Source organism: Sphingomonas sp. R1 (assembly GCF_025960285.1).
Taxonomy (GTDB): domain Bacteria; phylum Pseudomonadota; class Alphaproteobacteria; order Sphingomonadales; family Sphingomonadaceae; genus Sphingomonas.
In genome coordinates, this window is the sequence record NZ_CP110111.1 from 1,471,688 (window position 1) to 1,496,893 (window position 25,206).

The 25,206-nt window shown below is 67.2% G+C and carries 24 protein-coding genes and 1 tRNA gene; 7 read left to right on the forward strand and 18 right to left on the reverse strand.

Going from position 1 to position 25,206, the window contains the following annotated elements; all coding sequences use genetic code 11:
* Positions 1-7: 7 nt before the first annotated feature.
* From OIM94_RS07110 to OIM94_RS07135, 6 genes are all read right to left on the reverse strand, one after another.
* The gene (locus OIM94_RS07110) at positions 8-1,051 is read right to left on the reverse strand and encodes a glycosyltransferase family 2 protein (protein WP_264609374.1); all 1,044 of its coding nucleotides are present in this window, start codon (positions 1,049-1,051) and stop codon (positions 8-10) included.
* A complete protein-coding gene (locus OIM94_RS07115) occupies positions 1,048-3,558 on the reverse strand; it encodes a DegT/DnrJ/EryC1/StrS family aminotransferase (protein ID WP_264609375.1) in 2,511 nt (836 codons plus the stop codon). The genes OIM94_RS07110 and OIM94_RS07115 overlap by 4 nt, the downstream gene beginning before the upstream one ends.
* 141 nt (positions 3,559-3,699) lie before the next feature.
* Positions 3,700-4,968, reverse strand: coding sequence for an NF038122 family metalloprotease (locus tag OIM94_RS07120; protein ID WP_264609376.1), 1,269 nt, complete (start codon positions 4,966-4,968; stop codon positions 3,700-3,702).
* Positions 4,969-5,115: 147 nt separating this feature from the next.
* Positions 5,116-5,844 (reverse strand): hypothetical protein, encoded by a 729-nt coding sequence (locus tag OIM94_RS07125; RefSeq protein ID WP_264609377.1) that lies wholly within the window; start codon positions 5,842-5,844, stop codon positions 5,116-5,118.
* Positions 5,845-5,934: 90 nt separating this feature from the next.
* The gene (locus tag OIM94_RS07130; RefSeq protein WP_264609378.1) at positions 5,935-6,264 is read right to left on the reverse strand and encodes a hypothetical protein; all 330 of its coding nucleotides are present in this window, start codon (positions 6,262-6,264) and stop codon (positions 5,935-5,937) included.
* A gap of 124 nt (positions 6,265-6,388) precedes the next feature.
* Positions 6,389-6,988, reverse strand: a complete 600-nt coding sequence (locus OIM94_RS07135; RefSeq protein ID WP_264609379.1) for a hypothetical protein — start codon at positions 6,986-6,988, stop codon at positions 6,389-6,391.
* 400 nt (positions 6,989-7,388) lie between these two features.
* Between OIM94_RS07135 and OIM94_RS07140 the strand changes: the two genes are divergently transcribed.
* From OIM94_RS07140 to OIM94_RS07155, 4 genes are read left to right on the forward strand one after another with little or no spacing between them, the layout of a single operon-like run.
* Positions 7,389-8,159 (forward strand): bacteriorhodopsin-like, encoded by a 771-nt coding sequence (locus OIM94_RS07140; RefSeq protein ID WP_264609380.1) that lies wholly within the window; start codon positions 7,389-7,391, stop codon positions 8,157-8,159.
* Positions 8,160-8,165: 6 nt separating this feature from the next.
* A complete protein-coding gene (locus OIM94_RS07145; RefSeq protein WP_264609381.1) occupies positions 8,166-9,116 on the forward strand; it encodes a beta-carotene 15,15'-dioxygenase, Brp/Blh family in 951 nt (316 codons plus the stop codon).
* 9 nt (positions 9,117-9,125) lie between these two features.
* Positions 9,126-9,320 (forward strand): hypothetical protein, encoded by a 195-nt coding sequence (locus OIM94_RS07150; RefSeq protein WP_264609382.1) that lies wholly within the window; start codon positions 9,126-9,128, stop codon positions 9,318-9,320.
* 41 nt (positions 9,321-9,361) lie between these two features.
* Positions 9,362-10,363 carry a GxxExxY protein gene (locus tag OIM94_RS07155; protein WP_264609383.1) on the forward strand — a complete coding sequence of 334 codons (1,002 nt, stop codon included), beginning with the start codon at positions 9,362-9,364 and terminating at the stop codon, positions 10,361-10,363.
* A gap of 48 nt (positions 10,364-10,411) precedes the next feature.
* On the opposite strand, the gene lepA is transcribed toward OIM94_RS07155, so the two are convergent.
* On the reverse strand, positions 10,412-12,220 hold the full coding sequence (gene lepA, locus OIM94_RS07160; RefSeq protein WP_264609384.1) for a translation elongation factor 4: 1,809 nt from the start codon (positions 12,218-12,220) through the stop codon (positions 10,412-10,414).
* Positions 12,221-12,382: 162 nt separating this feature from the next.
* On the opposite strand from lepA, the gene OIM94_RS07165 reads away from it, so the two are divergent.
* A complete protein-coding gene (locus tag OIM94_RS07165; RefSeq protein ID WP_264609385.1) occupies positions 12,383-13,345 on the forward strand; it encodes a CsgG/HfaB family protein in 963 nt (320 codons plus the stop codon).
* Positions 13,346-13,449: 104 nt separating this feature from the next.
* Here OIM94_RS07165 and OIM94_RS07170 read toward each other — a convergent pair whose 3' ends face one another.
* The 3 genes from OIM94_RS07170 to pnuC form a co-directional block, all read right to left on the reverse strand.
* Positions 13,450-15,738: a TonB-dependent receptor gene (locus tag OIM94_RS07170; RefSeq protein WP_264609386.1), complete on the reverse strand. Its 2,289-nt coding sequence runs from the start codon at positions 15,736-15,738 to the stop codon at positions 13,450-13,452.
* Between the two features lie 186 nt (positions 15,739-15,924).
* Positions 15,925-16,449: an ATP-binding protein gene (locus OIM94_RS07175; protein WP_264609387.1), complete on the reverse strand. Its 525-nt coding sequence runs from the start codon at positions 16,447-16,449 to the stop codon at positions 15,925-15,927.
* Positions 16,446-17,000, reverse strand: coding sequence for a nicotinamide riboside transporter PnuC (pnuC, locus tag OIM94_RS07180; protein WP_264609388.1), 555 nt, complete (start codon positions 16,998-17,000; stop codon positions 16,446-16,448). Before pnuC ends, OIM94_RS07175 begins: the two co-directional genes overlap by 4 nt.
* A gap of 187 nt (positions 17,001-17,187) precedes the next feature.
* On the opposite strand from pnuC, the gene OIM94_RS07185 reads away from it, so the two are divergent.
* Positions 17,188-17,264: transfer RNA gene (locus tag OIM94_RS07185), tRNA-Pro, on the forward strand.
* Positions 17,265-17,354: 90 nt separating this feature from the next.
* Here the strand turns inward: OIM94_RS07185 and OIM94_RS07190 are convergent.
* The 4 genes from OIM94_RS07190 to OIM94_RS07205 all read right to left on the reverse strand — a co-directional run bounded on the left by OIM94_RS07190 (position 17,355) and on the right by OIM94_RS07205 (position 21,469).
* Positions 17,355-18,725: a 50S ribosomal protein L11 methyltransferase gene (locus tag OIM94_RS07190; RefSeq protein ID WP_264609389.1), complete on the reverse strand. Its 1,371-nt coding sequence runs from the start codon at positions 18,723-18,725 to the stop codon at positions 17,355-17,357.
* A 133-nt stretch (positions 18,726-18,858) separates the two neighbouring features.
* A complete protein-coding gene (locus OIM94_RS07195; protein ID WP_264609855.1) occupies positions 18,859-20,139 on the reverse strand; it encodes an OmpP1/FadL family transporter in 1,281 nt (426 codons plus the stop codon).
* Between the two features lie 56 nt (positions 20,140-20,195).
* Positions 20,196-20,603, reverse strand: a complete 408-nt coding sequence (locus OIM94_RS07200) for a DUF2147 domain-containing protein (RefSeq protein WP_413716385.1) — start codon at positions 20,601-20,603, stop codon at positions 20,196-20,198.
* A 146-nt stretch (positions 20,604-20,749) separates the two neighbouring features.
* Entirely contained in the window at positions 20,750-21,469 is a 720-nt protein-coding gene (locus tag OIM94_RS07205) for a S8 family peptidase (RefSeq protein WP_264609391.1), read from the reverse strand.
* A gap of 134 nt (positions 21,470-21,603) precedes the next feature.
* On the opposite strand from OIM94_RS07205, the gene ybaK reads away from it, so the two are divergent.
* Positions 21,604-22,077, forward strand: a complete 474-nt coding sequence (gene ybaK / locus OIM94_RS07210) for a Cys-tRNA(Pro) deacylase (protein ID WP_264609392.1) — start codon at positions 21,604-21,606, stop codon at positions 22,075-22,077.
* 4 nt (positions 22,078-22,081) lie between these two features.
* Here the strand turns inward: ybaK and OIM94_RS07215 are convergent, their stop codons facing one another.
* The 4 genes from OIM94_RS07215 to OIM94_RS07230 all read right to left on the reverse strand — a co-directional run bounded on the left by OIM94_RS07215 (position 22,082) and on the right by OIM94_RS07230 (position 25,204).
* A complete protein-coding gene (locus tag OIM94_RS07215; protein WP_264609856.1) occupies positions 22,082-22,669 on the reverse strand; it encodes a hypothetical protein in 588 nt (195 codons plus the stop codon).
* 68 nt (positions 22,670-22,737) lie between these two features.
* Positions 22,738-23,622 (reverse strand): general secretion pathway protein GspK, encoded by an 885-nt coding sequence (locus OIM94_RS07220; protein WP_264609393.1) that lies wholly within the window; start codon positions 23,620-23,622, stop codon positions 22,738-22,740.
* Positions 23,619-24,173 carry a type II secretion system protein GspJ gene (locus OIM94_RS07225; protein WP_264609394.1) on the reverse strand — a complete coding sequence of 185 codons (555 nt, stop codon included), beginning with the start codon at positions 24,171-24,173 and terminating at the stop codon, positions 23,619-23,621. The genes OIM94_RS07220 and OIM94_RS07225 overlap by 4 nt, the downstream gene beginning before the upstream one ends.
* A complete protein-coding gene (locus tag OIM94_RS07230) occupies positions 24,170-25,204 on the reverse strand; it encodes an ABC transporter substrate-binding protein (protein WP_264609395.1) in 1,035 nt (344 codons plus the stop codon). Before OIM94_RS07230 ends, OIM94_RS07225 begins: the two co-directional genes overlap by 4 nt.
* Positions 25,205-25,206 lie beyond the last annotated feature (2 nt).

The following is a 25,206-nucleotide window of genomic DNA, read 5'->3' on the forward strand; positions in this document are numbered from 1 at the left end:
GGCCCGCTCAGCGGCGCAGCGCGCGCATCGCACCGATGACGCTGCTGGTGACGAGATCGGCCGTCGACGCATCGGCCAGTGCGGCTTCGGCCGGCCGAGCCCGCAAGGCATGCCGCAGCGGCAGCCGCCCGGAGCGCACCCCCGCCCGGCATAGCCGCCACCACAGCCGCGAGATCTCGCGATCGACCAGCGCCAGCGTCTCCGCATCCTGCCCCTGGCGCGCGAAATGGTCGCGCAGCACCCCGATCCCGTCGAACAGCCGGCGCAGCAGCGCCCGGTTTCCGATCGGTGCCTTGGCCATGACGTAGCGGACGAGCAGCGGGGCGATATCGGGGGCTGCGCTGCCCAGAAGCGCGGCATGCCGGTCGCGCAGCAGCGTCTCGGCATGCGCGGTCATCGTACCGTTGAACACCTGCGACGCGCCACCGGCATGCACGCGGTAATGCGTCAGCACCGCATCGATCTGGTCGATCCGGCCGAACGCGCGCAGGCGGTGATACAGGTCGAAATCCTCGACATAGCGGCATTCGGGCCGCTCGAACGGCACCAGCCGGCGCGCGGCGTCGGCGCGGAACAGCACCGACGACCAGACCAGCGGATTCTGCACGAGCATCAGCCAGTCGATCAGCCCGGGGGTGAGCGGGCGCGGCCACTGGCCGGGGCGCACCCGCTCGCCCGTCAGGCAGTCGGTCGCGGTGCTCACCAGCACGGTAGCGGGGTTCGCCTCCAGCCACGCCACCTGCCGGGCAAAGCGATCGGGCAGGCTGATATCGTCCTGGTCCAGCCCGGCGATATAGCGCCCGCGCGCCTCGGCAAAGGCACGGTTGCGCGCGACCACCGGCCCGCCGTTCACCGCGCTCTCGAGCACGCGGATGCGCGGATCCCGCAGGCCGCGCAGCACCGCCACGGTGCCATCCTGCGAGCCGTCGTCGACCGCGACCAGCTCCCAGTCGGCGAAGCGCTGCGCCTGCAGGCTCGCCAGCGTCTCGGGCAGCAGCGCGGCGCCGTTATAGGTCGCCATCACCACCGAGACGGTGGGCACCGCGCTCATGCCGCCACGCGCGCCCGATCGGCAAGGATCTGGTCGACGATCATCCGGCCGATGTCGTTCTGCCAGAGCCACAGCCCGTTGGCCTTGCCGCTGAAGCTCGCCTCGCCGCCCAGCGGGCCATCCGGCACATGGCCGGAGGCCAGCCCCAGCCCGTAGACACCGGGCAGCGGGCGCCCCTCCGCGTCCAGCACCCGGCACTGCTGGTCGACCAGCCGCGGGCGACCGGGATGATCCGCCATCAGCGCGATGCGCCGCCCGTCCGCATCGAAGAGCGGCAGCGCGCGCGGACGATAGCCGAGCGCGCCGATAACCACATCGGCCTGCCGCAGCTCCGCCTGCATCGCCGCGTCATTGTCCCCGGTCAGGCGGCACAGCGCCATGCGCGGATCCGGCGCGCGACCGCCGACGCCCAGCATGCGCAGCACCAGCTCGCGCGCCTCCAGCCGAAACCCGGCGAGGCGATAGACGAACCCGCTCAGCGGGCAGATGTCGTCCGGCCCGAAATCGGTGAAGCCGTCGGCCCGCGCCTCCTCCGCCGAGCGATAGAAGGGCCGCAGCGGCCGGCGGTGATAGAGCCGCAGCGCCCCCGGCCCCAGCGGCAAGGCCGGGCTCGCCTTGAGCAGCAACACGGCGGCCGCCATCGCGCTGGTCGATCCGCCGACGATGGCGATACGCGGCGCACGCGTGCCCGCCAGCCGCGTGCGCAGCCGGTCGAGCCCGCCCAGCCGCAGGAACGCATCGCCCAGCACCAGCCGGTCGCCCGCGAGCGCGCCGATCGGCATTCCGGCGACCGGCTCGGCCGCGACATGCGCGGGATCCTGATGGCCGCCGGTGGCGATCACCAGATTGGCCGCCCGCATCACCCGCTCCTCCCCGGTCAGCAGGTTGCGCACCGTTGCCGCCCATTCGCCCTGCCGGGTGCGCCGCGCCTCGATCACTTCGGACCGCGTGGCGACCACGCCGCCATGCTGGGCGACGATCGTGCCGAGACGGGCGCCGGTCGCTTCCAGGAAGGGCGTCGTCCGCGCCAGCGGCACGCCGAGACGGCCGGCATGCAGCGCCACCTCGCGTCCCGCGGGATGATCGGTCAGCGCGGCGATGTCGTCGTGCACATTGTCCTTCACCGCGGTGAGGAACGTCTCGGCGGTGCTGTCCGAGGTGATCGCATAGCTGCCGAGCTCGCCGCGCCCCAGCACGGCATCGCGCTCGACGATGGCGAGCCCGCTGCGCGCGAGGCCGATCAGCTGGTCCCCCTTGGTCGAAGCGGTCAGCAGCGCCGTGCCCGCCGGTCCGCCGCCCACGATCAGCGCCGAATGCACCGCGCGCCCGCGCCGTTCGACGCGCAGCCCGTCCAGGCCCACCGACCGGCAGGCGTCGATCAGCGCGGTGCATATCGTGTCGACATCGTCGGCGGTCATGCCGTCGGTGACCGGCAGCGACAGGATGCGGCCGGCAATATCGTACGCCACCGGCAATGCCCCGTCGATCACGCAGCTGGCGCGGAACCAGGGCTGCTCGCCGAGGTGCGGGCTGAAATACTGCCCTGCCCCGATCCCCTGCTCGGCCAGCCGCGCGATGATGGCCGCGCGGTGCCCGGCAAAAGCACGCGGCAGCAGCAGCGACTGGAACTGCAGCGCGGGCCGCGAGCCGTTCAGCGCCTGGAATTCGAAGCCATGCGCGTCCGCGAAGCCGCCGAGCAGCGCACGGTAGATCTGGTCGAGCCCCGCGCGATGCGCGGCGACCTCCTCCAGCTCGGCCAGCTTGGCCATGGCCAGTGCGCCGAGCACTTCGGGGAGCTTCGCGTTGAGCCCTGGCCCTTCGGCCGATCGCCCGCCGACAAAGCCGAAATTGGCAAGGCTGCGCAGCGTCTCGATCAACTCGGCGTCACCACAGTGGATCAGCCCGCCCTCGGCGGTGGCGAACACCTTGGTCGCGTGCATCGAATAGACGACCGGGAACGGCAGTCCCGCGCCGAAGCTGCGCCCTTCCGCATCGAGCGTGCCAAGCGACGCGGCGGCATCCAGCACCACGCCGATGCCGCGGGCATGATAGTCCCGGTATCGCGCCAGATCGATGCCCGCCCCGAAGGTGGCATAGGGCACCACCGCGGCGATGCGATCGCCATAGCGGTCGAACGCCGCCGCCTCCGCGGCTGCTGCCATTGCCCAGTCGCCGGGATCGCTGTCGCACAGCACGGGCGTGAGGCCCGCCCATTGCACCGCCTGCGCCGTGGCGGCAAAGGTGAAGGCGGGGACCAGCGCCAATGCGCCGCTACCCGCGCGGGGACCTGCGGCATGGCGGATCGCGAGCATCAGGCCGATCGTCGCATTGTTCACCGCAAGGCAGGCGCCCTGCCCGCCGAACAGCCGATCCCGGGCGGCGGCCTCGAACGCGCGCACCACCGGGCCGCCGTTCGAATAGACGCCGCGCGCCTCGATCGCGCGCAGTTCGTCGATCATGGCACTCAGCCGCGGCGGTCGCGGTGCGATCAGCGGCAGCCGCTGCATGCTCATCTCCCCAGATGCCCTCCGCAAGGAAGGGCGGAAGAGCGGGGACCATGGCAGACACGGCTTAGAAAAACGTAAAATGTGCGAAGGGCCGGCCCGGTCGCCCGGTCCGGCCCCGCATTCTATCCGATAATGTGCGGATCAGGCGGCGATCGCCACCCCGGCCTCGGCGCGGCGGCGGCGCATCGCACCACCGGCAAGGGCAAAGCCGAACAGCATCGTCGCCCAGCTGAGCGGCTCCGGCACCGCGGTCAGCGCGGTGTAGATCTGCGCGGTGTTGATCGTGTAGCCCTTGTTGGCGAGCACGTCCAAGTTGATGTTCCAGCCGATGGCATCGAACGCGGCGAGATCGGTTGCGGTGATCACGCCCATTTCGCCGTAGCAGAAGGTCGGGTCCATCACGCCGATTTGGTTATAGCCGTTGCAGCCACCGGCCGAGCTGGCGGTATCCTTGAAGTGCGACGCCTGGCGGCCGTCGCCATTATAGGCACCGGTCGACATCAGCGAGCCGTCGTCGAACTGGGTATTGCCGCCGTCCAGCGAGAAATAGGAGGCGGTACCCACCGACCAGTCGAGTACCGGGGTAGTGCCCGGCGCCACGTTGCGCGGATCGCTGCTGTAGCGGAACAGGTCCAGCACCGAACCGGCCGACTGGTTGTTCCAGTTCACGCCGTTGCCGATGGATGCGTTCGGGCCGACTCCCGAATACTGGTCGTACAGATCGACGCCGCTGGTGAAGCCCAGCGCGTGCCCGATTTCGTGGATGGCAACCCCGATGAAGTCCATCTGGCCTGCCGTGATGCCGTTGGTGGGATCGAAATCGAAGCTGAAGGCCGAGCTGAAGGTGACGTTGGCGTCGTTCCCCGCAGCGAACCCGGTATAGCCGAGCGCCTTCAGGTTCGCCTCGGTCACCGTCAGGCGGACATTGTTGGTGGTGATCGACGTGTCGTATTGCGACGCGTTGACGTTGATCCCGAGATTGCCCGTGCGCGCCGCGTTGCGCACCATGCTGATGCCGTGCACGGCGCCGAACGTCGGATCGTTGAACGTCGTCGTCGACAGCGTCGGGAGCACTGCCGAGGCATCGAGCGCGGAGTTGCCGACCGCCTTGAGCGCGTCGATCACGTCTTCGGTCGCCACGCTGTACCGCGCGCTGCCCGTGGAGCCGATGATGCCGGTGCCCAGCGCGCTGTAGCCGACGCCAAGATTGATCGTGACGTTGGTGCTGATCACGCTTTCCCAATAGCCGGCGGCGATCTTGAAGCCGAGTTCGGCCGCGCTTCCCGTGACCCCGCCGTTATCGACCAGGTTGATCTTCAGCTGCGCCTGGGCCGGCGCGGCCACGCCCATCAGACCAATTGCCGCAACCCCGCAGGCAACCCACGTCTTAACGTTCTTTCGGATCTGCATTGGTTTCCCCCATGAGCGGCGCGTTCCCTCGCGCCTGGGGCAAAGTTAACAATTTGTTACCGAACGACGTCAAGGACTGTAACGAGCAAAAATGAAATGAATGTTTTCCGTGCGTAAAATGTCACACCTGTAACCACCAGGCGCGTCTCAGCGCGCGGCGACGGACTGGGCGTGCAACGCGGGGAAGACCTCCTCGATCGGCTTGCTGTCCGGCAGAACATACACATAGCCGCCCTTGCCCCGGTACAGCGGGCTGAGCAGCCTGGTGTAGAAGGTGCTCGGCACGTTGATGCAGCCGAAGGTGATGCGATTGTCGTCCGGCGTCGGCGAGGCGAGTCGCTCGCGCCGCTTCTCCTTGCGCGCCGCCGCACCGGTCGGCACCGGATGGAGCGCGACCGAGGTGTAGTAATCCACCCACAGCACCCGCTCCTTGCCGACCGCGAGGCCGAACCTGGCGAGGTAGCGGCCGGCGGGCGTGGTCTTCTCGGCGGGGCCGATCTCGGAGAGTTCCTTGGCACCGATGCCCGGGCTCGCCTCGTCGCCCGGCGCGATCCCGATCAGCACCGGCACCGCGGCCAGCCGCTTGCCGGCGGGATCGAACAGGAACAGCGCCGCGTGCGGCTTGTCGACGATGAGATAGGGCAGGCCGTGATTGTCGCCCGCGCTGGACACCCAGTCGTGCACGCGCAGCGTATCGGCGGAGGGAAGCAGGTCGGGCGCCGCCGCCAACGCCGCTGCGGGTTTCGCCTTCCGGGGCTTGGCCTTGGCCGCCTTCGCCTTGGTTTTGACGGCGGCCGGCCTGGCGTCCTGCGCGGCAGTGACGGTCGGCGGCGCGAGCAGCGCCAGTGCGGCAAGCGCGAGAAAGCCCTGGATCATCGGTTCGGTTGCTCATGGGAAAGGGGGTGGCCGCGCAATCGCGCGACCACCCGACAGGGCCGGCCGGACGGCCGGCGCGAAGGCCTGGGCTTAGTTGCGCGGACGCTTGCGCGGCTTGGCGTTCTGCTGCTCGACCTTCTGCGACAGCGCCTGCTGCTGCTGGTCGAGCGTGTCGACGCGGCCGTTCAGCTGGTCGAGTCGCTGGCCGTTCTGCTGCGCCTGACCCGAAGCGGCCTGCGCCTGCGACAGCGCCTGCTTGGCGGTGCCGTCGGTTTCCTGGAGCCGCGTCTCGAGCGCGTCGACGCGCTGGCTCACCGGCGCGATCTGTTCGCGCACGAAGCTCTTGGTGGCGCAGCCGCTGAGGCCGACGGCACCGATCATGAGCATGGCGAGGGGGGCAAACTTCATACCGTTACGCATGTACACACCTTTCACTGGTTAACGAAAACAAAGGCCTGGTCACCAAGCCGAGCAACAGGACCGCAACAATCCCGATTCTGTCCGGCCGTGCGTCTTGTCCGGTGGACGGAGCCGAAACGGCCGGTCATCGCCGCTTTCCCTTCCGTTTGCCGATCGGCGCGAAGGGATCGCGGGGGATCCCGTCGTCGCTTGCCTCGACCTTGGCCGGCCCGTGCTGCGCCGCGACGCAGCGCTGCAGCTCCGCCACCGCCGCGCCGCTGCCGTCGAGCGGCAGACGCGCGACCGGCGTCTCGCCGCGGTCGATATAGAGTGCCTTCGATCCGGCAAAGGCGGCGGGGAAATCGGCATCGAACGCCGCGACGAAGCCCTGCTTGCCGTCCGCGACGATCCCGACGGCGGCATGATCGGGGTAGCCGCCCTGGCTCAGCTTGTAGGTGAGCTTCAGCCGGTCCTGCGGGCGGATCGACCAGTTCTCGTTGAGCACCGAGAGATGGTTGCTGCCGTCCCGGCTCACCCCGAGCAGCACGCTGGTATGCCCCGGGCGATCATAGTCGCGGCTGATGAAGCAGCCCGACCCGTCCTTGCTCGGCGCGACCGTCCAGTCGCCGAGCTGGCGGGCCGGATAGTCCTGCGCCAAGGCCGGCGCGGCGACCAGCAGCGCCGCCGCGGCACTCGCCACGCTGCGGCAGCGGAAGCGCGCCGGCGCGGCTGACAGGAAAGGCAAGGCTGATCTCTGCACGCTCGCGACCATTGTAGATAACGGCCCGATAACGTTCGGCTGCCGGAATGGTTCACGAGCCGCCGCTGCGGCACTCCCCCAACGATGCGCAAGACGCTGGCCGAGTACACGAAGCGAGCGCGCTACGGTCTACCAAAGTCGCATCGTTGACCGCCCCAATGGACATATCGATCGCATTCTAAAACACTGTAGTGACGTAGAGGTAGTTTTGGAAAACGTGCCCAGTTATCGTATAGTACGTTCTACACGGCGCCCTCAAAACGTCGACCACGGACTTGTGCTTCTCGCGCCTTATCCGCGCTAATAACTAGCCCTTCGCCATTACGACCCCGTATATTCGGGCGTCGCACCAATGGCGCTCAGGCAATACGATGGAGAGTCACCGATGGAAAACGCGATCGTTTCACCATTTCAGTATTCGTTGATCTACAACGCATTCTCTTTCACCTTCGCCACCATGGCAGCCGCCACCATATATCTTTGGTTTGGTAGATCCCAGGTTTCCTCGGCGTATAAGAATGCGGTGACGATCTCCGGCCTGGTCACAGCGATCGCGGCCTATCATTATTTCCGTATCTTCGAGAGCTGGGAATCCGCCTATCACTATGTGAATGGCACCGTCACGGTCACCGGCATCGCCTTCAACGATGCCTATCGCTATGTCGACTGGTTGCTCACCGTGCCGCTGCTGCTGATCGAGCTGGTTCTGGTGATGCGCCTGTCGCGCGAAGAGACGGTGTCCAAGGGCTGGCGCCTCGGTCTCGCCGCAGCACTGATGATCATTCTGGGCTATCCGGGCGAGATCGCTGCCGATATTCCCACCCGCGCTTTGTGGGGCACGCTTTCGGCCATTCCGTTCGTCTATATCGTCTGGGAACTGTTCAGCGGCCTGGGCAAGTCGATCGACCGCCAGCCAGAAGCGGTGCGCGGCCTGGTGAAGCAGGCGCGCCTGCTGACCTTCGCCTCGTGGGGCTTCTACCCGATCGTCTACATGGCGCCGTATGCGCAGATCACCGGGCCGGATGCGCAGACCGTGATCCAGATCGGCTACACCATCGCCGATCTCGTCGCCAAGGCAGGCGTGGGCCTGCTGATCTTCGCAATCGCCCAGCGCAAGTCCGAAGTCGAAGGGCACGGCACGCCGCATACGGCCTGATCCCTGATGTCCGCCGGCACCCCTGCCCTGGCCCCGGCCATCCACGGCACCGTTCGGACCCGCGCGCTCGCGCAGGACCGGGCGGTGCCCCGCCTGTTCTGGCTTGCCGCGCTGCTACTCGGAACCGCGGTGACAGCGCGGCTCGATTTGAGCGCGGCGCTGGCCACGCAGGCGGGCATGACGCTGATGCTCGCCGGTGGCCTGCCGCATGGCGGCCATGACCTGCTCGTCGCACGGAAACGCTGGCGGATGCAGGGCAATGCCCTGGCGCTGTTCGTCGCCTTCTACATCGCCGTCGCCGCCGCGATGGCACTGGCCTGGTGGGTCGCTCCCCTGGTGGCGCTGCTCGCCTTTCTCGGCCTCGCCGCCTGGCATTTTTCCGAAGACTGGGACGCGCCGCGCGATCGGCTGCTGCGCAGCGCCGCAGGCTTCGCCCCGATCGCCGCGGCGGTGCTCGGCCAGCCGCACGCGGCGTCCACCCTGTTCGCCGCGATGACCGATCCGGCAACCGCCCGAGTAGCGCTCGCGCTGGTGACCCTGGTCGCACCCGTCGCGCTACTGGTGGCATCGGTGGCGATCGCCATCGCTTGGCAGGGCGGCTCGCGTCGCTGGGCCGCCGCGCAGGCGACCGCGCTGGCATTGCTCGCCGCAGCGCCGCCGACGATCGCCTTCCCGCTCTATTTCGCGCTGCTCCACTCCCGCCGCCACATCGTCGCGATCCTAGACGAGTTTGGCGCAGACGCCATCGGGCACGGCAGGCCCGCCCTGCTCGCTGCACTGCTTGCCGGCCTCGCCTGTATCGGCTGGGCTGCGCTCAGCCCCGGCTTCGTCGATCTGGCGCGCGGGATCGACCCGGGACTCGCCTTCCAGCTGCTGTCGGTCGTCGCCGCGCCGCACCTGCTGTTCGAGGCGGTGGGCAATCAGCCTTTTGTGGCAGTCACGGCGCGCACGTCGTAAAGCGGGCAGATGATAAGTCCCGCGGCCCCGCCCCATACACGCCCGGCGTCCGCCGGCGCACATGCCACCATCCGCGTCGGCGATTCCGTGGTGCTGGAAGCCACGATAACGACCCCGGGCCTGCTCGCCGTGGCGACCATTGTCGGGGGCGCCCTGTTGGGATCGGCGGTCATCATCCTGGCAGCCCGCGACACACGACGATAAGGCGCTGTCCTACACAAACCCATTTGGTTATATGCGCGGGCATGAAGAACCGCCCGAACCCCGACTTCGTCGTGCCGGACTTCACGCCGGTACCCCGCAAACATCGCGTCGACGGCTGGACGCCCGAGCGGCAGCGGGCGTTCATCGCCGCGCTTGCCGCCACCGGCTCGGTCACCGCCGCGGCAAAGGCGATCAACATGGCCAAGGAGGGCGCCTATCTGCTGCGCCTCCACCCGCAAGGCGCCGGCTTTCGTGCCGCCTGGGAGGCGGCGCTCACGATCGGGCTCGATCGGCTGCGCGACATCGCGTTCGAACGCGCGATCGACGGGGTGCCGGTGCCGGTCTTCTACAAGGGCGAGCAATGCGGCGAGAAACGCTGGTACAATGATCGCCTGCTGATGTTCATCCTGCGCCACCGCGCGCCGGAGAAATATGGCGGGCTCGCGCCGCTGCCGACCGGCACCCGCCACCCCGACACGGTCGCGCGCGCGGACGCAGCCACCGCCTGCCCGGTCTGCGCCGCGCGGCGGGCCGAATATGCCGCGCTGAACGATCCCGATGCGCCGATGCCGGCGGAGATGCGCGCGCTACTCGACACGCTGTTCACCCGCTATGTCGCCAAGGTGCGCAGCGAGCGTCAGCTGCGGCTGGACGGGCGGATCGTCGCGGCGGACTTCACGCTGCGCCAGCTCACCCATATCGAGCTGGTCCTCGCCAATGCCGGCATGTCGGACGCGCTGCTCGACCTGCTCACCCGGGCGCAGGACGACCAGGGAAAATACGATGAATTCGCGCATCCGATGAGCGCCAAGCTCGATGCGCTGCGCCGCCAGGCCTGGGCCGAAAGCGGCGAGCCGGCGCGGCCGCCGCTGCCCTTCCCTGCCCGCGCGCCCGGCACCGCACTGGTCAGCGGCGCCGACCGCGACGAACGCGATGCCGCCCGCCGCGACGCCGAACGCCGCATGGCCGCGGCACAGGCCGAATGGGAAGCCGCGGCGCGACCGGACAGCTGGGCGGAGTGGAAGGCGGCGCAGGCGCGGTGATGCGGCGAACCCAAATCCTCCCCGGCACGGGGAGGCCTCGGGTCTCGCTTATTCCTCGCCCATCCGGAGCGCGGCGATGAAGGCTTCCTGCGGGATCTGCACGCTGCCGTACTCGCGCATCCGCTTCTTGCCTTCCTTCTGCTTGTCCAGCAGCTTGCGCTTGCGGCTGGCGTCGCCGCCATAGCATTTCGCGGTCACGTCCTTGCGCATCGCGGCGATCGTCTCGCGCGCGATCACCTTGCCGCCGATCGCCGCCTGGATCGGGATCTTGAACAGGTGGCGCGGGATCAGGTCCTTGAGGCGCTCGCACATGCCGCGGCCGCGGCTCTCGGCCGTCGAGCGGTGGACAATCATGCTCAGCGCGTCGACCGGCTCGTTGTTGACCAGGATGCCCATCTTGACGAGGTCGCCGGCGCGGTAGCCGATCTGCTCATAGTCGAAGCTGGCATAGCCGCGGCTGATCGACTTGAGGCGATCGTAGAAGTCGAACACCACTTCGTTGAGCGGCAGCTCGTAGGTCAGCTGGGCGCGGCCGCCGACATAGGTGAGGTTCTTCTGGATGCCGCGGCGGTCCTGGCAGAGCTTGAGGATCGGGCCCAGATATTCGTCGGGCATGTAGATCACCGCCTGGATCCACGGCTCCTGGATCTCCTCGATCCGGTTGGGATCGGGCATGTCGGCGGGGTTGTGGAGCTCGATCTCCTTGCCCTCGGCCTCGCCGGCGGACTTGGTGAGCTGCATCTTGTAGACCACGCTCGGCGCGGTGGTGATGAGGTCGAGGTCATACTCGCGCATCAGCCGCTCCTGGATGATCTCCAGGTGGAGCAGCCCCAGGAAGCCGCAGCGGAAGCCGAAGCCGAGCGCGGCCGAGGTTTCCATCTCGAAGCTGAACGACGCGTCGTTGAGGCGCAGCTTGGAGATGCTCTCGCGCAGCTTCTCGAAGTCCGCCGCGTCGACCGGGAACAGGCCGCAGAAGACGACCGGCTGGACTTCCTTGAAGCCCGGCAGTGCCTCGGCGGCGGGCTTCTTGGCGTCGGTCAGCGTGTCGCCGACGCGGGCCTGCGCGACTTCCTTGATCTGCGCGGTGATGAAGCCGATCTCGCCGGGGCCGAGATCGGGCAGCTGCTCGATCTTGGGGCGGAAGGCGCCGACGCGGTCGACCAGATGGGTCGTGCCGGTCTGCATGAACTTGACCTGCTGGCCCTTGCGAATCGAGCCGTCGATCACGCGGACGAGGATGACGACGCCGAGATAGGGATCGTACCAGCTGTCGACCAGCATCGCCTTGAGCGGCGCGGCGGGGTCGCCCTTGGGGGACGGGATGCGTTCGACGATCGCGTCGAGGATCTCGTCGATGCCGATGCCGCTCTTCGCGCTGGCGAGCACGGCATTGGAGGCGTCGAGGCCGATCACGTCCTCGATTTCGGCGCGGACCTTTTCGGGCTCGGCCGAGGGCAGGTCGATCTTGTTGATCACGGGAATGATCTCGTGGTCGTGCTCGATCGACTGATAGACGTTGGCGAGCGTCTGCGCTTCCACGCCTTGCGCCGCGTCAACGACGAGGAGCGCGCCCTCGCAGGCGGCGAGGCTGCGGCTCACCTCATAGGCGAAGTCGACGTGGCCGGGCGTGTCCATCAGGTTGAGGACATGGCCCTTCCATTCCAGACGCACGGTCTGCGCCTTGATAGTGATCCCGCGCTCCTTCTCGATGTCCATATTATCAAGGACTTGCTCGGACATCTCGCGATCGGCGAGACCGCCGGTGCGCTGGATCAACCGGTCGGCAAGCGTCGACTTGCCGTGATCGATGTGCGCGATGATCGAGAAATTGCGGATCTTGTTGAGTTCGGTGGCCATGATTCCGCGCGCGTTAGCAGGTGGCGCGCAAAAGCCAAAGTACCCGATTGTACGCTGCTGCAAGGTCGCTAGGCCGCGGCGCCTCCTTCTGGTACGCACGCGGCCGGGGTGCGGCCCCATTTCGCTACGGGGCCGCGATTTGTACAGGGAGGTTTCAGTACGATGATCAAGCAGTTGCTCGGCGCCGCCGGAGCGATGGCGCTGTGCGTGGGCGCAGCCCCCGCGCTTGCCCAGAGCAAGCCGACCAAGACGCAGCGCACCCAGGAACAGGCGGTGCAGGACGTGCCGCATTGCGCGCGCAAGCTCGGAACCCTCTCGATCGTCGACGGCGACGATCCCCGCGGCTGGACGCAATATTCGCTGGCGCCGCCACAGAAGCTGCTGAAGGTGCTGGTGCAGCGTTCGGGCTGCTTCAACCTGGTTGACCGCGGCTCCGGCCTGCAGGCCGCCGAGCGCGAACGCAATATTGGCGGCAATCTCGGGCTGCAGCGGGGCTCGAACGTCGGCCAGGGCCAGATCAAGGCGGCGGACTATGTCTTGGTCGCCGAGGTCCAAGCGTCCAATCGCAATGCCAGCGGCAGCGGCGTGGCGGGTGCAGCCGGAGGCATCATCGGCGGGCCGATCGGCGGCCTGATCGGCGGCATCAAGTCGCGCAAGATGGAGGCGAACACCGTCCTCTCGCTCACCAACGTCCGCACCACCGAGACGATCGCGACGCAGGACGGCTATGCCTCCAAGAACAGCGTCTCCTGGGGCGCGGGCGGCGGCGTCGGCTTCCTCGGTGGCGCGGTAGGTGCAGTCGGCGGCGGCTATGACAATACCGATATCGGTCGAGTCGTGACGCTCGCCTTTGTCGACGCCTATTCGAAGATGGTGACCGAACTGGGCCTCGTCCGCCCCGGCGATGAAGGCACAGCGCAGGCCGCACCGACCAAGACCTTCACCGCGCAGGCGCCTGTGGCGATGCGCACGACGCCCGCCGCGGCCGGCAAGGTGATCCGCACGCTCCCCGTGGGCGCAATCGTCTATCCTACCGGCAACAAGAACGGCCTGTGGTGGGAAGTCGCCGACGAGAACGACAATGTCGGCTGGGTGCTGAACACCAAGCTCGCGCCGTCCAACTGACAAAGCGTGTTGAACGAGAAAGGGCCGCCGCGGGGACGAACCGCGGCGGCCCTTTTCTTTTCGGCAGTCGCACCTCCCCGGTGGGAAGGTGCGATCGCTCGATCTTACTTGAACTTGCCGCTCAGCGAGACGCCAAACACCCGCGGCTCGTTGAGCACGGCGGCGCGGTAGTTCTCGATCACGCCCTTCAGGTTCTTCTCGCCTGTGATGTTGCGCACGAAGCCGGCGATCTCCCACGCATTGTCCGGCGCGGTGTAGCCGATCTTCAGGCCACCTTCGAAGTTGCCGTTCGAAGCGAACTCCTTCGTCTCGTAGAGCACGAAGTTGGTGTAGCCCTGCACGTTCCAGTCAGTCGAGATGAACACCCGCCCGTCGTTCGAGAACGGGATATCGTAGCGCGCATTGACGTTGAAGTTATATTCCGGCGCGTTCGGCAGCGGATTGCCGTCGATCTTGGCAAGGAACACCGAGCCCTGCTTGCGCAGCGGATCGAGCACGGTGCAGGTCACCGCGCCGGCGAAGGCGCAGACCTGCGCCTCGACGTTGCTGTCCTTGATCTCGCTGTGCAGCAGGCTCAGGCCCATCTGCATCGAGAAGTTGCGCGACGGGCGCCAGTCCAGCTCGGCCTCGGCGCCATAGGCCTTGGCCTTCTTTGCGTTGAGCAACACGCCGTTGCCATTGGCGTCGTTGCCGTTCAGCTGAATGTCGTCGAGCGTGTAGTAGAAGCCCGACAGGTTGAAGCGCACGGTGCGATCCAGCTGGGTCTTGATGCCCGCTTCCCACGACAGGATCTTTTCGGAATTCGCGGTGGTGAAGTCCGAGTTGAACACCGCCGATCGGCCCTGGATGGTCGGGCCACGGAAGCCCTTGGCGACACGGGCGTAGACACTGACGTCCGGGTTGAATTCGTAGCGCGCGCTCACGTCCCAGCTGGGCTGGGTGTCGGACAGGCGAACGTGACGACGTCCGGTATAGGTGACGACGCCAGCCACGGTGTCGGCGGTCTTCAGCAGGTCGGTCGTCTTGGTGTCCTGCGTCACACGCGCACCGGCGGTGAGGGTCAGCTTCGGCGCGATCTCGTAGCTCGCCTGGCCGAACACCGCCCAGCTGGTGTTCATGTTGTGCAGCCGCACCCAGTTATTCGGGTTGTTGGCCGGCGGCGTCAGGAAATAGGCGCGCTGGTAGAATTCGGTGATGTCGCGCGCATCGAAGTAGAGCCCGCCGAACTGCCACTTGAGCGGCCCCGCGCCGTTGCTGGCGAGGCGGACTTCCTGCGTCCACTGATCGAGGCCCTTTACCCGCCCCATCGACTCACCGAACCCGGCATTGCCGAAATCGGCCGCCGCGCCGCCATCGGTATCGCCGCGGCTGCGGCCCGACAGCGTCTCGTACCCGGTGATCGAGGTGAGCGTGACCCCGCCCAGCGTCCAGTTAAGGTGGAGCGAACCGCCCGCGGTATTGTACTTCTGCGGATTGTCGGCGCCTTCGTCCCAGCGCGCGCTGGTGAACTGCACGTTGTTGATCGTGTTCGAGCCGAGGTTCAGCGCACCGCGGCGGAACACGGTGGCGGTGCCGTCATACCAGCGGGCGTGGCCCGAGGCGAGGATCGACAGGTTCTCGCTCGGCGTGGCGAGCAGTTGCAGGCGCACGTCGCGCTCGTTGAAGCCGCCCGTCGCATCCTTGCGACCAACGCGGGTGCCGTCGGCCGTCGCGCCGTTATAGGTGTTGTCGATATAGTCGTCGCGGTGCTGATAGAGGCCCGAGATGCGGAAGGAGAGCTTGTCCTGGATGAGCGGACCGCCGACGCCGGCATCCACGTTCACGCTGTTATAGCTGCCATAGCTGACGGTGCCGCGACCCTCGAACTGCTGGCTGGGGCGGATCGAATCGAACTTGATGATGCCCGCGGTGGTGTTGCGGCCGAACAGCGAACCCTGCGGACCACGCAGCACTTCGATCTGGCTGACGTCGAACACGGGATTCGACTTCATCACGACATGCTCGAGGACGATGTCGTCCTGGATGATCGAGACCGGCTGCGACGCACCGAGGTAGAAATCGACGTTGCCGAGGCCGCGAATGTAGAAGCGCGGGAAGATGCGGCCGGTCGAGGATTCGACATACAGGCCTGGCACCTTGCCCGAAAGGGCGAGCAGCGTGTCATCGCCGCTGGCGGTATAGTCGCGCGCCTGCGCGGCCGGCAGCACCGCCACAGACAGCGGCACGTCCTGCTGGTTTTCCGGACGGCGCTCGGCCGTGACGACGATCTCGGCAAGGCCTTCCTTGTCGGCAGCGGCAGCGCCGTCCTGCGCAAAGGCCGACGGGCAGGCGAACAGCGCGCCCATGGCGGCGCCGATCATCAGGCTGCGCTTGTCGCGCATGAGGTTCAGCATGGTGGTTTCCCCGAATGAAGTTCTGATCATTTTTTGTATCGACGGCACGCGACGAAGCAGCGCGACCAAGGTCCCGCTGCGCAGCGACGTGGCTGGTGATCCCCCGGATGCCGTCGACGCGGCGCTAGGCCGGGATTGTGAACTTCCTGTGACGAAGTACCGGCACGTCACCGCACCGGCGTGCGATCAGGCCTCGGCACCAAATGCCGCAATCGCCGACAAGGCGGCCGCGCAGCGCGCTTCCCCTTCCCCGCGTACCCAGGCCCAGCGCACGCCGCGGCGTTCCAGCTCGGCGCGGGAAAGATCGAAGAACTTGCGCCTCGCTTCCGCCGTGCCGAACAGGCGGGTGCCGTCGGCCACCCAGGGCAGATCGATATCGAACAGCAGATACAAATCCGCGGTGTTGTCCCACGCTTCGAACCAGGGATCGCGCGTGCCGAACAGCATGTCCGCCCATACCGCCGTCATCAGCGGGTCGGTATCGAGGATCAGCGGCGGCGGCGTGGTGGCAGCCATCATCCGCGTGCCGGCATCGTGCGTCCTGGCGATCTCCACCAGATCGCGCATGGTAAACTCGGTGCCCCGCGCTTCGGCATATTCGCGACCATATTCGTCAAGCACCGTCCCGCCCAGCGCCGCCGCCAGCCGCGGCGCGACAGTCGTCTTGCCCGTGCTTTCGGGGCCGTGCAGGCAGATGGTGCGGGGAATCATGCGCGTGCCTTGTTCCAGTCGATCGCACCCCACACCGAAAGCGCGAGGAAAATGCAATATAGACCGGCGGTGAGCCAAAGTCCCTTGATCAGGAACAGGGGAATGGCGAGCAGGTCGACCACGATCCAGACGGGCCAGCAGTCCCACGCACGCCGCGATTGCAGAGTCTGCGCGACGATGCTCAGCACCGCGATCGTACCATCCCACCAGGGATAAGCTGCATCCGTCGCGCGGTGCATCAGCGCGCCCCAGCCAAGCGCTGCCGCGGCTGCGCCGATCGCCCAGAGCATCCGCGCGCGAGGCGCGAGCAACACCACGGGAACGCCGCCGTCGACATCGCGCGCGCGTCGCCAATTCCACCATCCATAGCCATTGACCGCCAGATAGAAGCCCTGGAGCAGGGCATCGCTGTACAGCCGCGTCTGCAGGAAGATCCACGTATATAGCGTGACCATCGCCATCGCGAACGGATAGTTCCACAGGCTGCGGCGCACGACGAGCGCAACATTGGCGAGACCCAGCAGGGTTGCGACGGCTTCAATCGGCGACACGAGATGCGGCTCTATCGAGCGCGCCGGCGAGGGTCGAGAGCGGGCGGCGGGGGGCGCGCAGAAAAAAAGCGCGCTATCGTCTTTTTGCTGCAACGAAGCGCTTGACGGCCCGGCCAACCCACCCTTATAGGCGCGCCTCCAAGCTCAAGCCGGTCTGCTCCCGAAAGCATTGTAGACCGGACTCCGTCGGGGAGTAGCTCAGCCTGGTAGAGCACTGTCTTCGGGAGGCAGGGGCCGGAGGTTCGAATCCTCTCTCCCCGACCACTACTTGCAATTGGGAAATGGCTGGCGACCCTGGTCGCCAGCCTCCCCTCTTCTTCCGATCTACACCAATGTTCGCTGGCGCCGCACCAGTCAGGCGGGTTCGGGCGGAAGCGGCCAGAGGATCAGCGTGATCCGGTCATGCCCGACAGCAATGTCCAGCGTCTCGCCTGCGGTCACGTCGATCGCTTCGGGGAAGCTGTGCAGCACCTGCAGCCATCCGCCGTCATGATAGCCGTTCGGGTGATTGTCGAACGTTACGCCGTCCCACAGATCGATATGCATCCACTGGACGATGCCGATCGCACGCCCCGCCGCGGTGACCGGGATGCGCAGCCGTGCAAGCGTCGCGTCATGCTTCTTCTGGCGCAGGTCCAGCCGCACCAGTTCCAGATCGTCCGACAGGCGCTGCCACCCGGTCATGGTACCGTGGATCGGCAGGCGCTGCGGCGCGAAAGCTCCAAAGGCCGACAGATCGAAGCCGGAGACGTCGCCGACAAAGGCATAGTCGGCGAGATTCTCGCTCGCGACCAGACAGCCCATCGCGCTGGCTACGCGCGGGATCACGATCGCATCAGGCGACAGCAGACGGCGATGCGCGTCCTCGAAGGTATCGAGCACCTTTTCCGTCAACAGATCGCTCGACAGAATTTCGGAGACCAGAATGTCCGCCGGGCCCTCCAGCTCGGCACCTACCGTCAGCTCGGTGGAAGGTTTGGCGTGCACCGTCACCCGATCCGCATAGCCATTGGCGGCGACAATATGCTGGGCCATTTCGGCGATCATCGGTTCCATCTCGCAGGCAACGACCCTGCGCGCCCCTCCCCGCGCCGCCATCAGCGACAGCAGGCCACTCCCCGCGCCGATGTCGAGCACCCGCGCCTCGCCCCCCCGCTGGCCGATCGCAGCCCTGATCGCGGCCTCGAACGCATCGTTGCGCGGCACGTCGTTCATCATCGGGATATGCCAGAAAGGCACGGCCCCCGCCCCCAGACGACGGACCTGATGGCGAAGATGCAGATTGTCAGGCTGCAGCGCCAGCGCGCGGCGAAACAGGCGCAGCGCCTCCAGATTGCGCTTTGCATCGGCAAGCACCACGGCGAGGTTGCCGATCGCGGTGGCATTGTCCGGCTCCAGGGCGACGACACGCTCGAGCGCAACGATTGCGTCTTCGGTACGCCCGAGCCAGTGGAGCGTCAGGCCCTTTTCATGCAATGCGACCTGATGATCCGGCTCGATCGCCAGAAGATGATCCCAGGCAACCAGGGCATCCTCCGGGCGCGACAACCGGCCGAGGAGCCCGGCAAGCAGCGGCAGCACGTCGGCAGGCCGATAGTTCTGCGCCAGTACCTGCCGGTAGGCGGCCTCTGCAGCTTCGAGATCCCCGCGATCATGCAGCGAGAGCGCCTCGGCAAGCGCAGCACGCGCCTCGGAAAGACGGTCGGGGGTCTCCAGCTCGGTCAAGCGCGTCGTCCTTAAGATTTGGTATCGAACCTCCCCGATAGGCCAATCATCGCGGCCCGCAATAGACCGCAACCTCCAGAAACACGAACGCCGCCGCTCCAGGGGAACGGCGGCGTCATGTCGAAGGGATCGATCAGAACTGGACGCGACCGCCCAGCGAGAAGACGAACGCGCGCGCGTTACGAAGCTGGCCCTGGGTCAGGATCGTCGAGCCGGCGGCAACCGTGGCGCGATCGATCGGCGCATTGGCGAAATCGACGTAATTGGCCGCGGCATCGAGCACGATGTTCTTGGTAACCGCATAGGACCCGCCGGCACCGAAGTTCCAGCGGTTCGAATCCGGCACGCGGGCGTCACGCTCGCCGTTCTGCGTCGGCGTGGTGGCACGCTGCACGCCGGCGCGCAGCGTCAGCGCGGGCGAGACCATATAGTCTACGCCGCCGGCATAGCTCCAGCTCTCGCGATAGTTTTCGGGCAGCGCGGTGTTGAGCGGCGCACCGAGGCGGATCGCATCGAACTTGTCCCAGTTGTAGTGGACGATCTGCCCGTTGAGCGTCAGACGATCGGTCGCCTTCCAGCGGATGCCGGCGATCTGCTGCGCGGGCGTGTAGAAGTCCGCCTCGACGTTCGACAGCGACATGTTGCCCGTCGCCAGCGGCCCGACCAGTCCGCTTACCGTCAGATTGCCCTTCAGCTTGTGGCGGATCGCCGACTTGTAGCTGAACCCGGCCGTCACCCGGTCGCTGTGCATCTGGAAACCGGCGCTCCAGCCCACATCCCAGCCATCGCCCTTCAGTTCCTGCCGGCCGTCGGGCAGGCTGGCGAGCACGTTGGGAAGCGCGTTGCTGAGGCTGGCATCGGTATATTCGACGTTCGCCGCCGCGCCGATACGCAACCAGTCCGTGACAGACACCGCGATCGAGGGCTGGATGTCGATGGTCCGTAGGCGGGTCTTGTCGGCGCTGTAGCGCGCCCAGCTGGACGAGGAGTAATCGGTGGTGAAGCTGTACGGCGAGGTCACCGCCAGGCCGATTGCCACGCGGTGCCCCAGCGGCACGGCGATCGCGCCGGAGGGGAGCGCACCGTTGTTGATAGGATTCCGGCTGGTCGTCTCGCCGCCGATCGCGGTGGCGGGCTGGCCGCCCGGGCGCCGGATCAGCGTGCCGGTATCCACCACTTCGCCGCGCGGCAGGATGCCGGCTACGTTCAGGTTCGCCTCGATACGGTCCGCATCGGCGATCGCGGCGGGGTTCCACCACAGCGATGCCGCGCCGGTATCGGCGACTTCGCCCGAAAAGGCGCGGCCTGCGCCACGCGCGGACTGCTCCTGAAGATAGAAAGCCTGGGCATGTGCCGCGCTCGCAAAGCCGGCACTGGCCGCCAGCGTGGTGCCGGCAGCGAGGAGGAAGTGCATCTTTTTCATGGGTTTTCTCACGCTACTGGGGTTCGGGAAGCGCATGCGCGCTTCGATCAGCGAACCCGGGTCCAGGTCTGGGTACGGCAGAAGGGTTTGAAGACGCAGCCGCGCAGCTTCAGCTGGTCGGCGCCGGCCAGGGTAATGTCCGCGCTATAGGTCTTGCCATCCTCGGCGTTGTAGATCTTGCCGCCGCTCCAGTTGGAGCCATCGGCCGAGAAGCCGCCCAGGATCTGCATCCCCTTGAGCGGGCGATTGCGCAATTGCGCATTCGAATTCTTGGTATCGCGCAGATCGGGGTTGGTGCGCAGCGCGTCCGAAGTCAGAATCCGCCCACAGATTGACGGACCGCAGCGCTGGATCTCGACGATCGCGTTGCGCGTCTGCGTTTTCCAGCGGCCTTCGACACCCTCTCCGCCTTGCGGTGCCGATACCAGCATCGCGACAAGCAAACTCATCCACATACTTGTTTTTCCATTGTCTCATGTTCCCGCAGCGGATTCACCACTACGAGGACAGACATGGCGCATATTTGCGCTCCAGCCTCTCCTGGGCGGGAACCATACCGAAACCTCAAAGTTCCGCAATGGCAGGTATGTTTCCGAAAATTTCAGGCAGTTCTGCGACGGTGGGCGATGCGTCGCGCCGTCTCGATCGGGGCGGCAAAGGACGTCCCGGTGCCGGTCACCGCGCGGCCATCGGCAAGGGCCGTCGGGACATCGACGCCGCGTTGCCAGACATACACATAGCCTTGCGCGTCGGGGTCGGGCCGGTTGGTGCCGGTCCAGACATTTCCGGCCGCATCCAACGCCCCCACCAGGACCGCATTGGGATAGCCCTGCCGCGCCATTGCAAGGTTGCCGGGATGCGACAGGCCGTTGTTGCCGGCCGCCAGCACCACCACGATCCCGGCGCGGGCGGCATCCTGCACCGCTGCGGTGATCGCGGGGTCGTCTGCAAGCGCCAGCGAGATGTTGATCGCGTCCACCTGAAGCGCGATGGCCTTGCGGATCGCGGCGACGATCGGCGCGCCACGCGGCTGGCAAGGCGGATTGGCGCCGGGGCGGCAGCCGGCAGGATCGTCGATCCGCAGCGAGACGATCGCCACTCGCCCCGCAGCAGCGCGGCTGAGGATGGTCGCGACCATGGTGCCGTGGTCATAGCGGGGATGGAAGGCTGCTCGCCCCTCGCCGCCGAGGTCATATTCGGCGATCAGCTTGCCGCGCAATTCGGGCGTTTCCGCCACCCCGCTGTCGATGATCGCAACCCGCGGGGTGGCCGCCGGCGAACTGGCCGCAACCGCCGCAAACAGCGCCATTCCCAGCAGCATGCCCCATCTCCGCCACCCGATAAGTCCAAGGCTATGCTAGGAAAAGTGCGTTAACAAGGTGTTGATGCGCGGTCAGTGGTTGTGCGGATCGGGAACCTTCGCCAACGACGGCCTATCAGTCGGAGGGAACCATCATGTCCAAGGCGACCCGCGCAACGCGGACGCTCGAAACCGCCAGGATCGTGTTCACCGTTCATAGCTATGCCTATGATCCGGATGCCGACGCGATCGGCCTGCAAGCAGCAGCGGCACTGGGCGAGCCACCGGCGCGTGTTCTGAAGACCCTGATGGCCAGGATCGACGGCAAGCCTGTCATCGCCATCCTGCCTTCCGATCGCCAGGTCGCGATGAAGAAGCTGGCGGCGGCATTCGGCGGCAAGTCCGCCGAAATGATGAAGCCGGCCGACGCAGAACGATTGTCGGGCTACAAGGTCGGCGGCATCAGCCCCTTCGGCCAGATGCGGGTACTGCCGGCGGCGATCGAGGAACGCGCGATGGCCGAACCTTTCATATTCCTCAACGGCGGCCAGCGTGGACTCCAGTTGCGGCTGGCACCGGCAGATGCGGCGCGACTTCTGCAGGCGAAGATAACCGATATTCTCGCCTGACCGCTCAGAGCGGCTGTGCGTGCCGGGCTGCATCGCGCAACAGCTCGATCACATGTTCGAGCAGCGACGGCCGGTTCTTGGGGCCCTGCACCACGGTTGCATAGACATAGGCATGCACCTTTGCGCGCAGCCGAGCTTCGGCGCGCAGCCGCATCCAGTCGCCGGGTGCCGCGCTACGGCCGAGGCCGCCGGTGATCGGCAATCCGTTCGCTGCGCCGCGCACCAACCCGGTAAGTGCCGCGCCGCCCGCTGCGGCCCAGTCCCCCAGCTCCTCCATCATGTCGCGCATCAAGTTGGTGTCGATCGGCAGTGGCTGCCACTGAAGGTGGTGGAAGGCGATCGGCTGGAGCGCGCGATCTGCCTCCTCGACCACCCTGCGTGCCAGCGGTTCGGCGACCTGCCTTACCACCGGCGCGATGCGGGCGCCGACGAAGCGGGTTTGCTCGATCAGCCCGCCCTGCCAGTCGGCCTGCGACAGATCGGAATCGAAGCTCTCGACCAGGTCGGCGGCAGCCTGCTGCAATACCGCGCGCGCCATCGCGACATGGACGTCCCGCCAGCGGCGGATCTCGCCACGACCGAACAGGCGCATCAGGACCAAGGGTAAAGCTCCACGATCATCGATCGACCAGACCAGAAACTGCGCCGAAGCTCAACCGCTCAGCGGGTGCTGAAGGGCGGCGCGCCGGGCGGCACCGCCGCGTTGCGCCAGCGCTCGACCGGAAGCGTCTCGAGCCGGCCCTCCTTGGTCCGACGGCGCTGGATCAGCGTCGCCTCCTGCTGGATTGTCCCTCCGATCCGCGCGCGGGTGCGGACCCAGAAGGTACCGGAGCGGAACGAACAGCCCCAGGGCAGGCTGACATGCTGGTCGTCGAGATCCTTCAGCGTCAGAAAGCCCTGCCGCGCGCGAACCTGCACGAGCCGGCTGGCGACAAGCGGATCCTTGAAGAGGATCGCCATCAGCTCGGGTTCGGCGGCGTTGAGGTTGATCGAGGTGATGCCGGGCAGCGCCGTCACCACCTTTTCGAGCCGATCGGCGACCTTCGGCTCCAGCCCCGCCAGGCGAAGCGGCCGCAGGTCGGTCACCGGCCCCTGGAGCCGGACATACTGAATTGCCGCCACCACCTGCTCCGGGGGCATCTCGATCTGGTTGGCGATTTCCTGGAGCAGCACCACCGCGCCGGCCTCGCCGCTGCGCACGGAGTTGATGTTGAACCGCCCTTCCGCATCGCCGATCGCAAGATCGAAGGTGCCGCCCTCTATCGGCGCGGAGTCCACCGCGATCTTCGCCCAGGCCTCACGCGCATGATCGACATCGCCGGCGGTCTCGCCGTCGCGGCGAAGCGCGACCAGTGCGGAGAGATCGCCGCCGCGCACAATCGCCTGCGCCCGGGCCGCCTCGCGCATGCGCAGGCCGCGATCGAGCGCCAGTTCCTCCCGGTCGATCATCAGCAGCACCAGGCCGCTGGCGATCGCAACGAACATCAGCACGTTGACCAGGATCATGCCGCGCTCCTCGTCGCGCGGTGCAAAGGAGCTGCTCATTGCGGGGGCGGCTCCTGCGCCTTCGCCGGCAGCGTCACCACACGGTGCAGGCTCACCGGGCTGCCGCCGGGGCCGGCCGCCTGGACGTCCAGCGCGATCGCGCGCGGCCAGCGCGCCTTGGCCTCGTTACTGTCGTTCACCGGCCAGTGATCGATCCAGCCCCCGTCCCAGAAGCGCCACCGCGCGGTGACGACGCCCGGCAGCAGCACCTGCGGTGCCGGTGCGGCGCGCACCAGTACCCCGCCCGCAACTGCATAGCGTACGGGCGTCGCGACACCCCCGGTACCGGGCGCGCTGCGCGTAAACGACAGCCGATCGCCCCGCCCGGCGATCACGCCGCTCGCCACCTGGTCCAGATCGCTGGTGAGCACGAACATCGTCCGCTGGAGCGCAGCAAGCCGGTCGAGCCGCGCCTCGGTGCGGCCGTTCACCCGCAGGATGCCGTCCACCAGCGCCAACCCCGCCACCGCGATCAGCGCGAACAGCCCCAGCGAGATCATCAGTTCGATCAGCGTGAAGCCGGCCTCGCCGGCTTCGGGGCGGTGGTTCACGACCCGGAACTCACCGCCACGCTCGCATAGCCGTCGCGCGAGGCGACGACGATCGCGAAGTCCCGCGCCACCGATCCATCGGTGCGGAAGCGCACCGGCCCCGTGACGCCATGGAAGCCCTTCGCATCGACCAGCCCGTCCATATTCAGCGCATTGGCTTCGCGCAGCTTGTTGGCAACGCCGGCGGCATCATAGGCCAGCGCCGTGATCGTTCCGGGATCGCCGCCATTCTTCGCCGCGAAGGCCTGGGCGAAGGAGGCGAAGGCGCCGGGGTCCGGGCAGGCCAGCCACGCGCCCTCCAGCGCCACCAGCGATTCGGGACGGTTATCCAGCCCCTGGAGCGTGCCAAGCAGTTGCACGCCGCTGCCCTTCAGCGCCCGTGCGGCGGCGAGCACGCCCTCTCCGCTGCCCGGCAACAAAACGGCGTCGGGTGCATCGCCTGCCTGGGGAAGCGGCTGGTCCGGCTTCACCTGCAGCACGCGTAGCTGCAGGCCGATCTCGCTTTCCATGCGGCCGGCAGCAAGGCTGGCCGCAGCGCACCAGGGCGAGCCGTCGTCGATCATCACCACCGATCGCACGCCGCGGGTGCGCGCATAGCGCAGGATTGCGCTGGTCACCTGCGCGGCGGTGATGCCGAAGATCCACACGCCGGGCTGGCGCAGCACCGAATCATTGCTGAACGCGATCACCGGCACCCGGCTCGCCACCGTGCTGCCGACGGCAGGGATCTCGGCGGCGGTAAGCGGCCCCAGGATCAGCGCGGGATGCTGGCGCAGGGCATCGGCAGCGGCGCGGGCAGCGCCCTCCGCCGACCCGCCGGTATCGAACGCCAGCACGAAATTGGCGTTTTCCGCGAGCAACGCGGCCTGCCGCATGCTACGGCCCAACTCCGCTCGCGCGCCCGTGAGCGGGACCAACAGGGCGATGGGGCGCTTGTCCTTCTTCTCGCCCGCCCATGCATTGGAGGAAAGCGATGCCGCGGACAGGACGAGGCCCGAGGGCAACAGCCGCAGCAGGGACCGACGGTCCATTG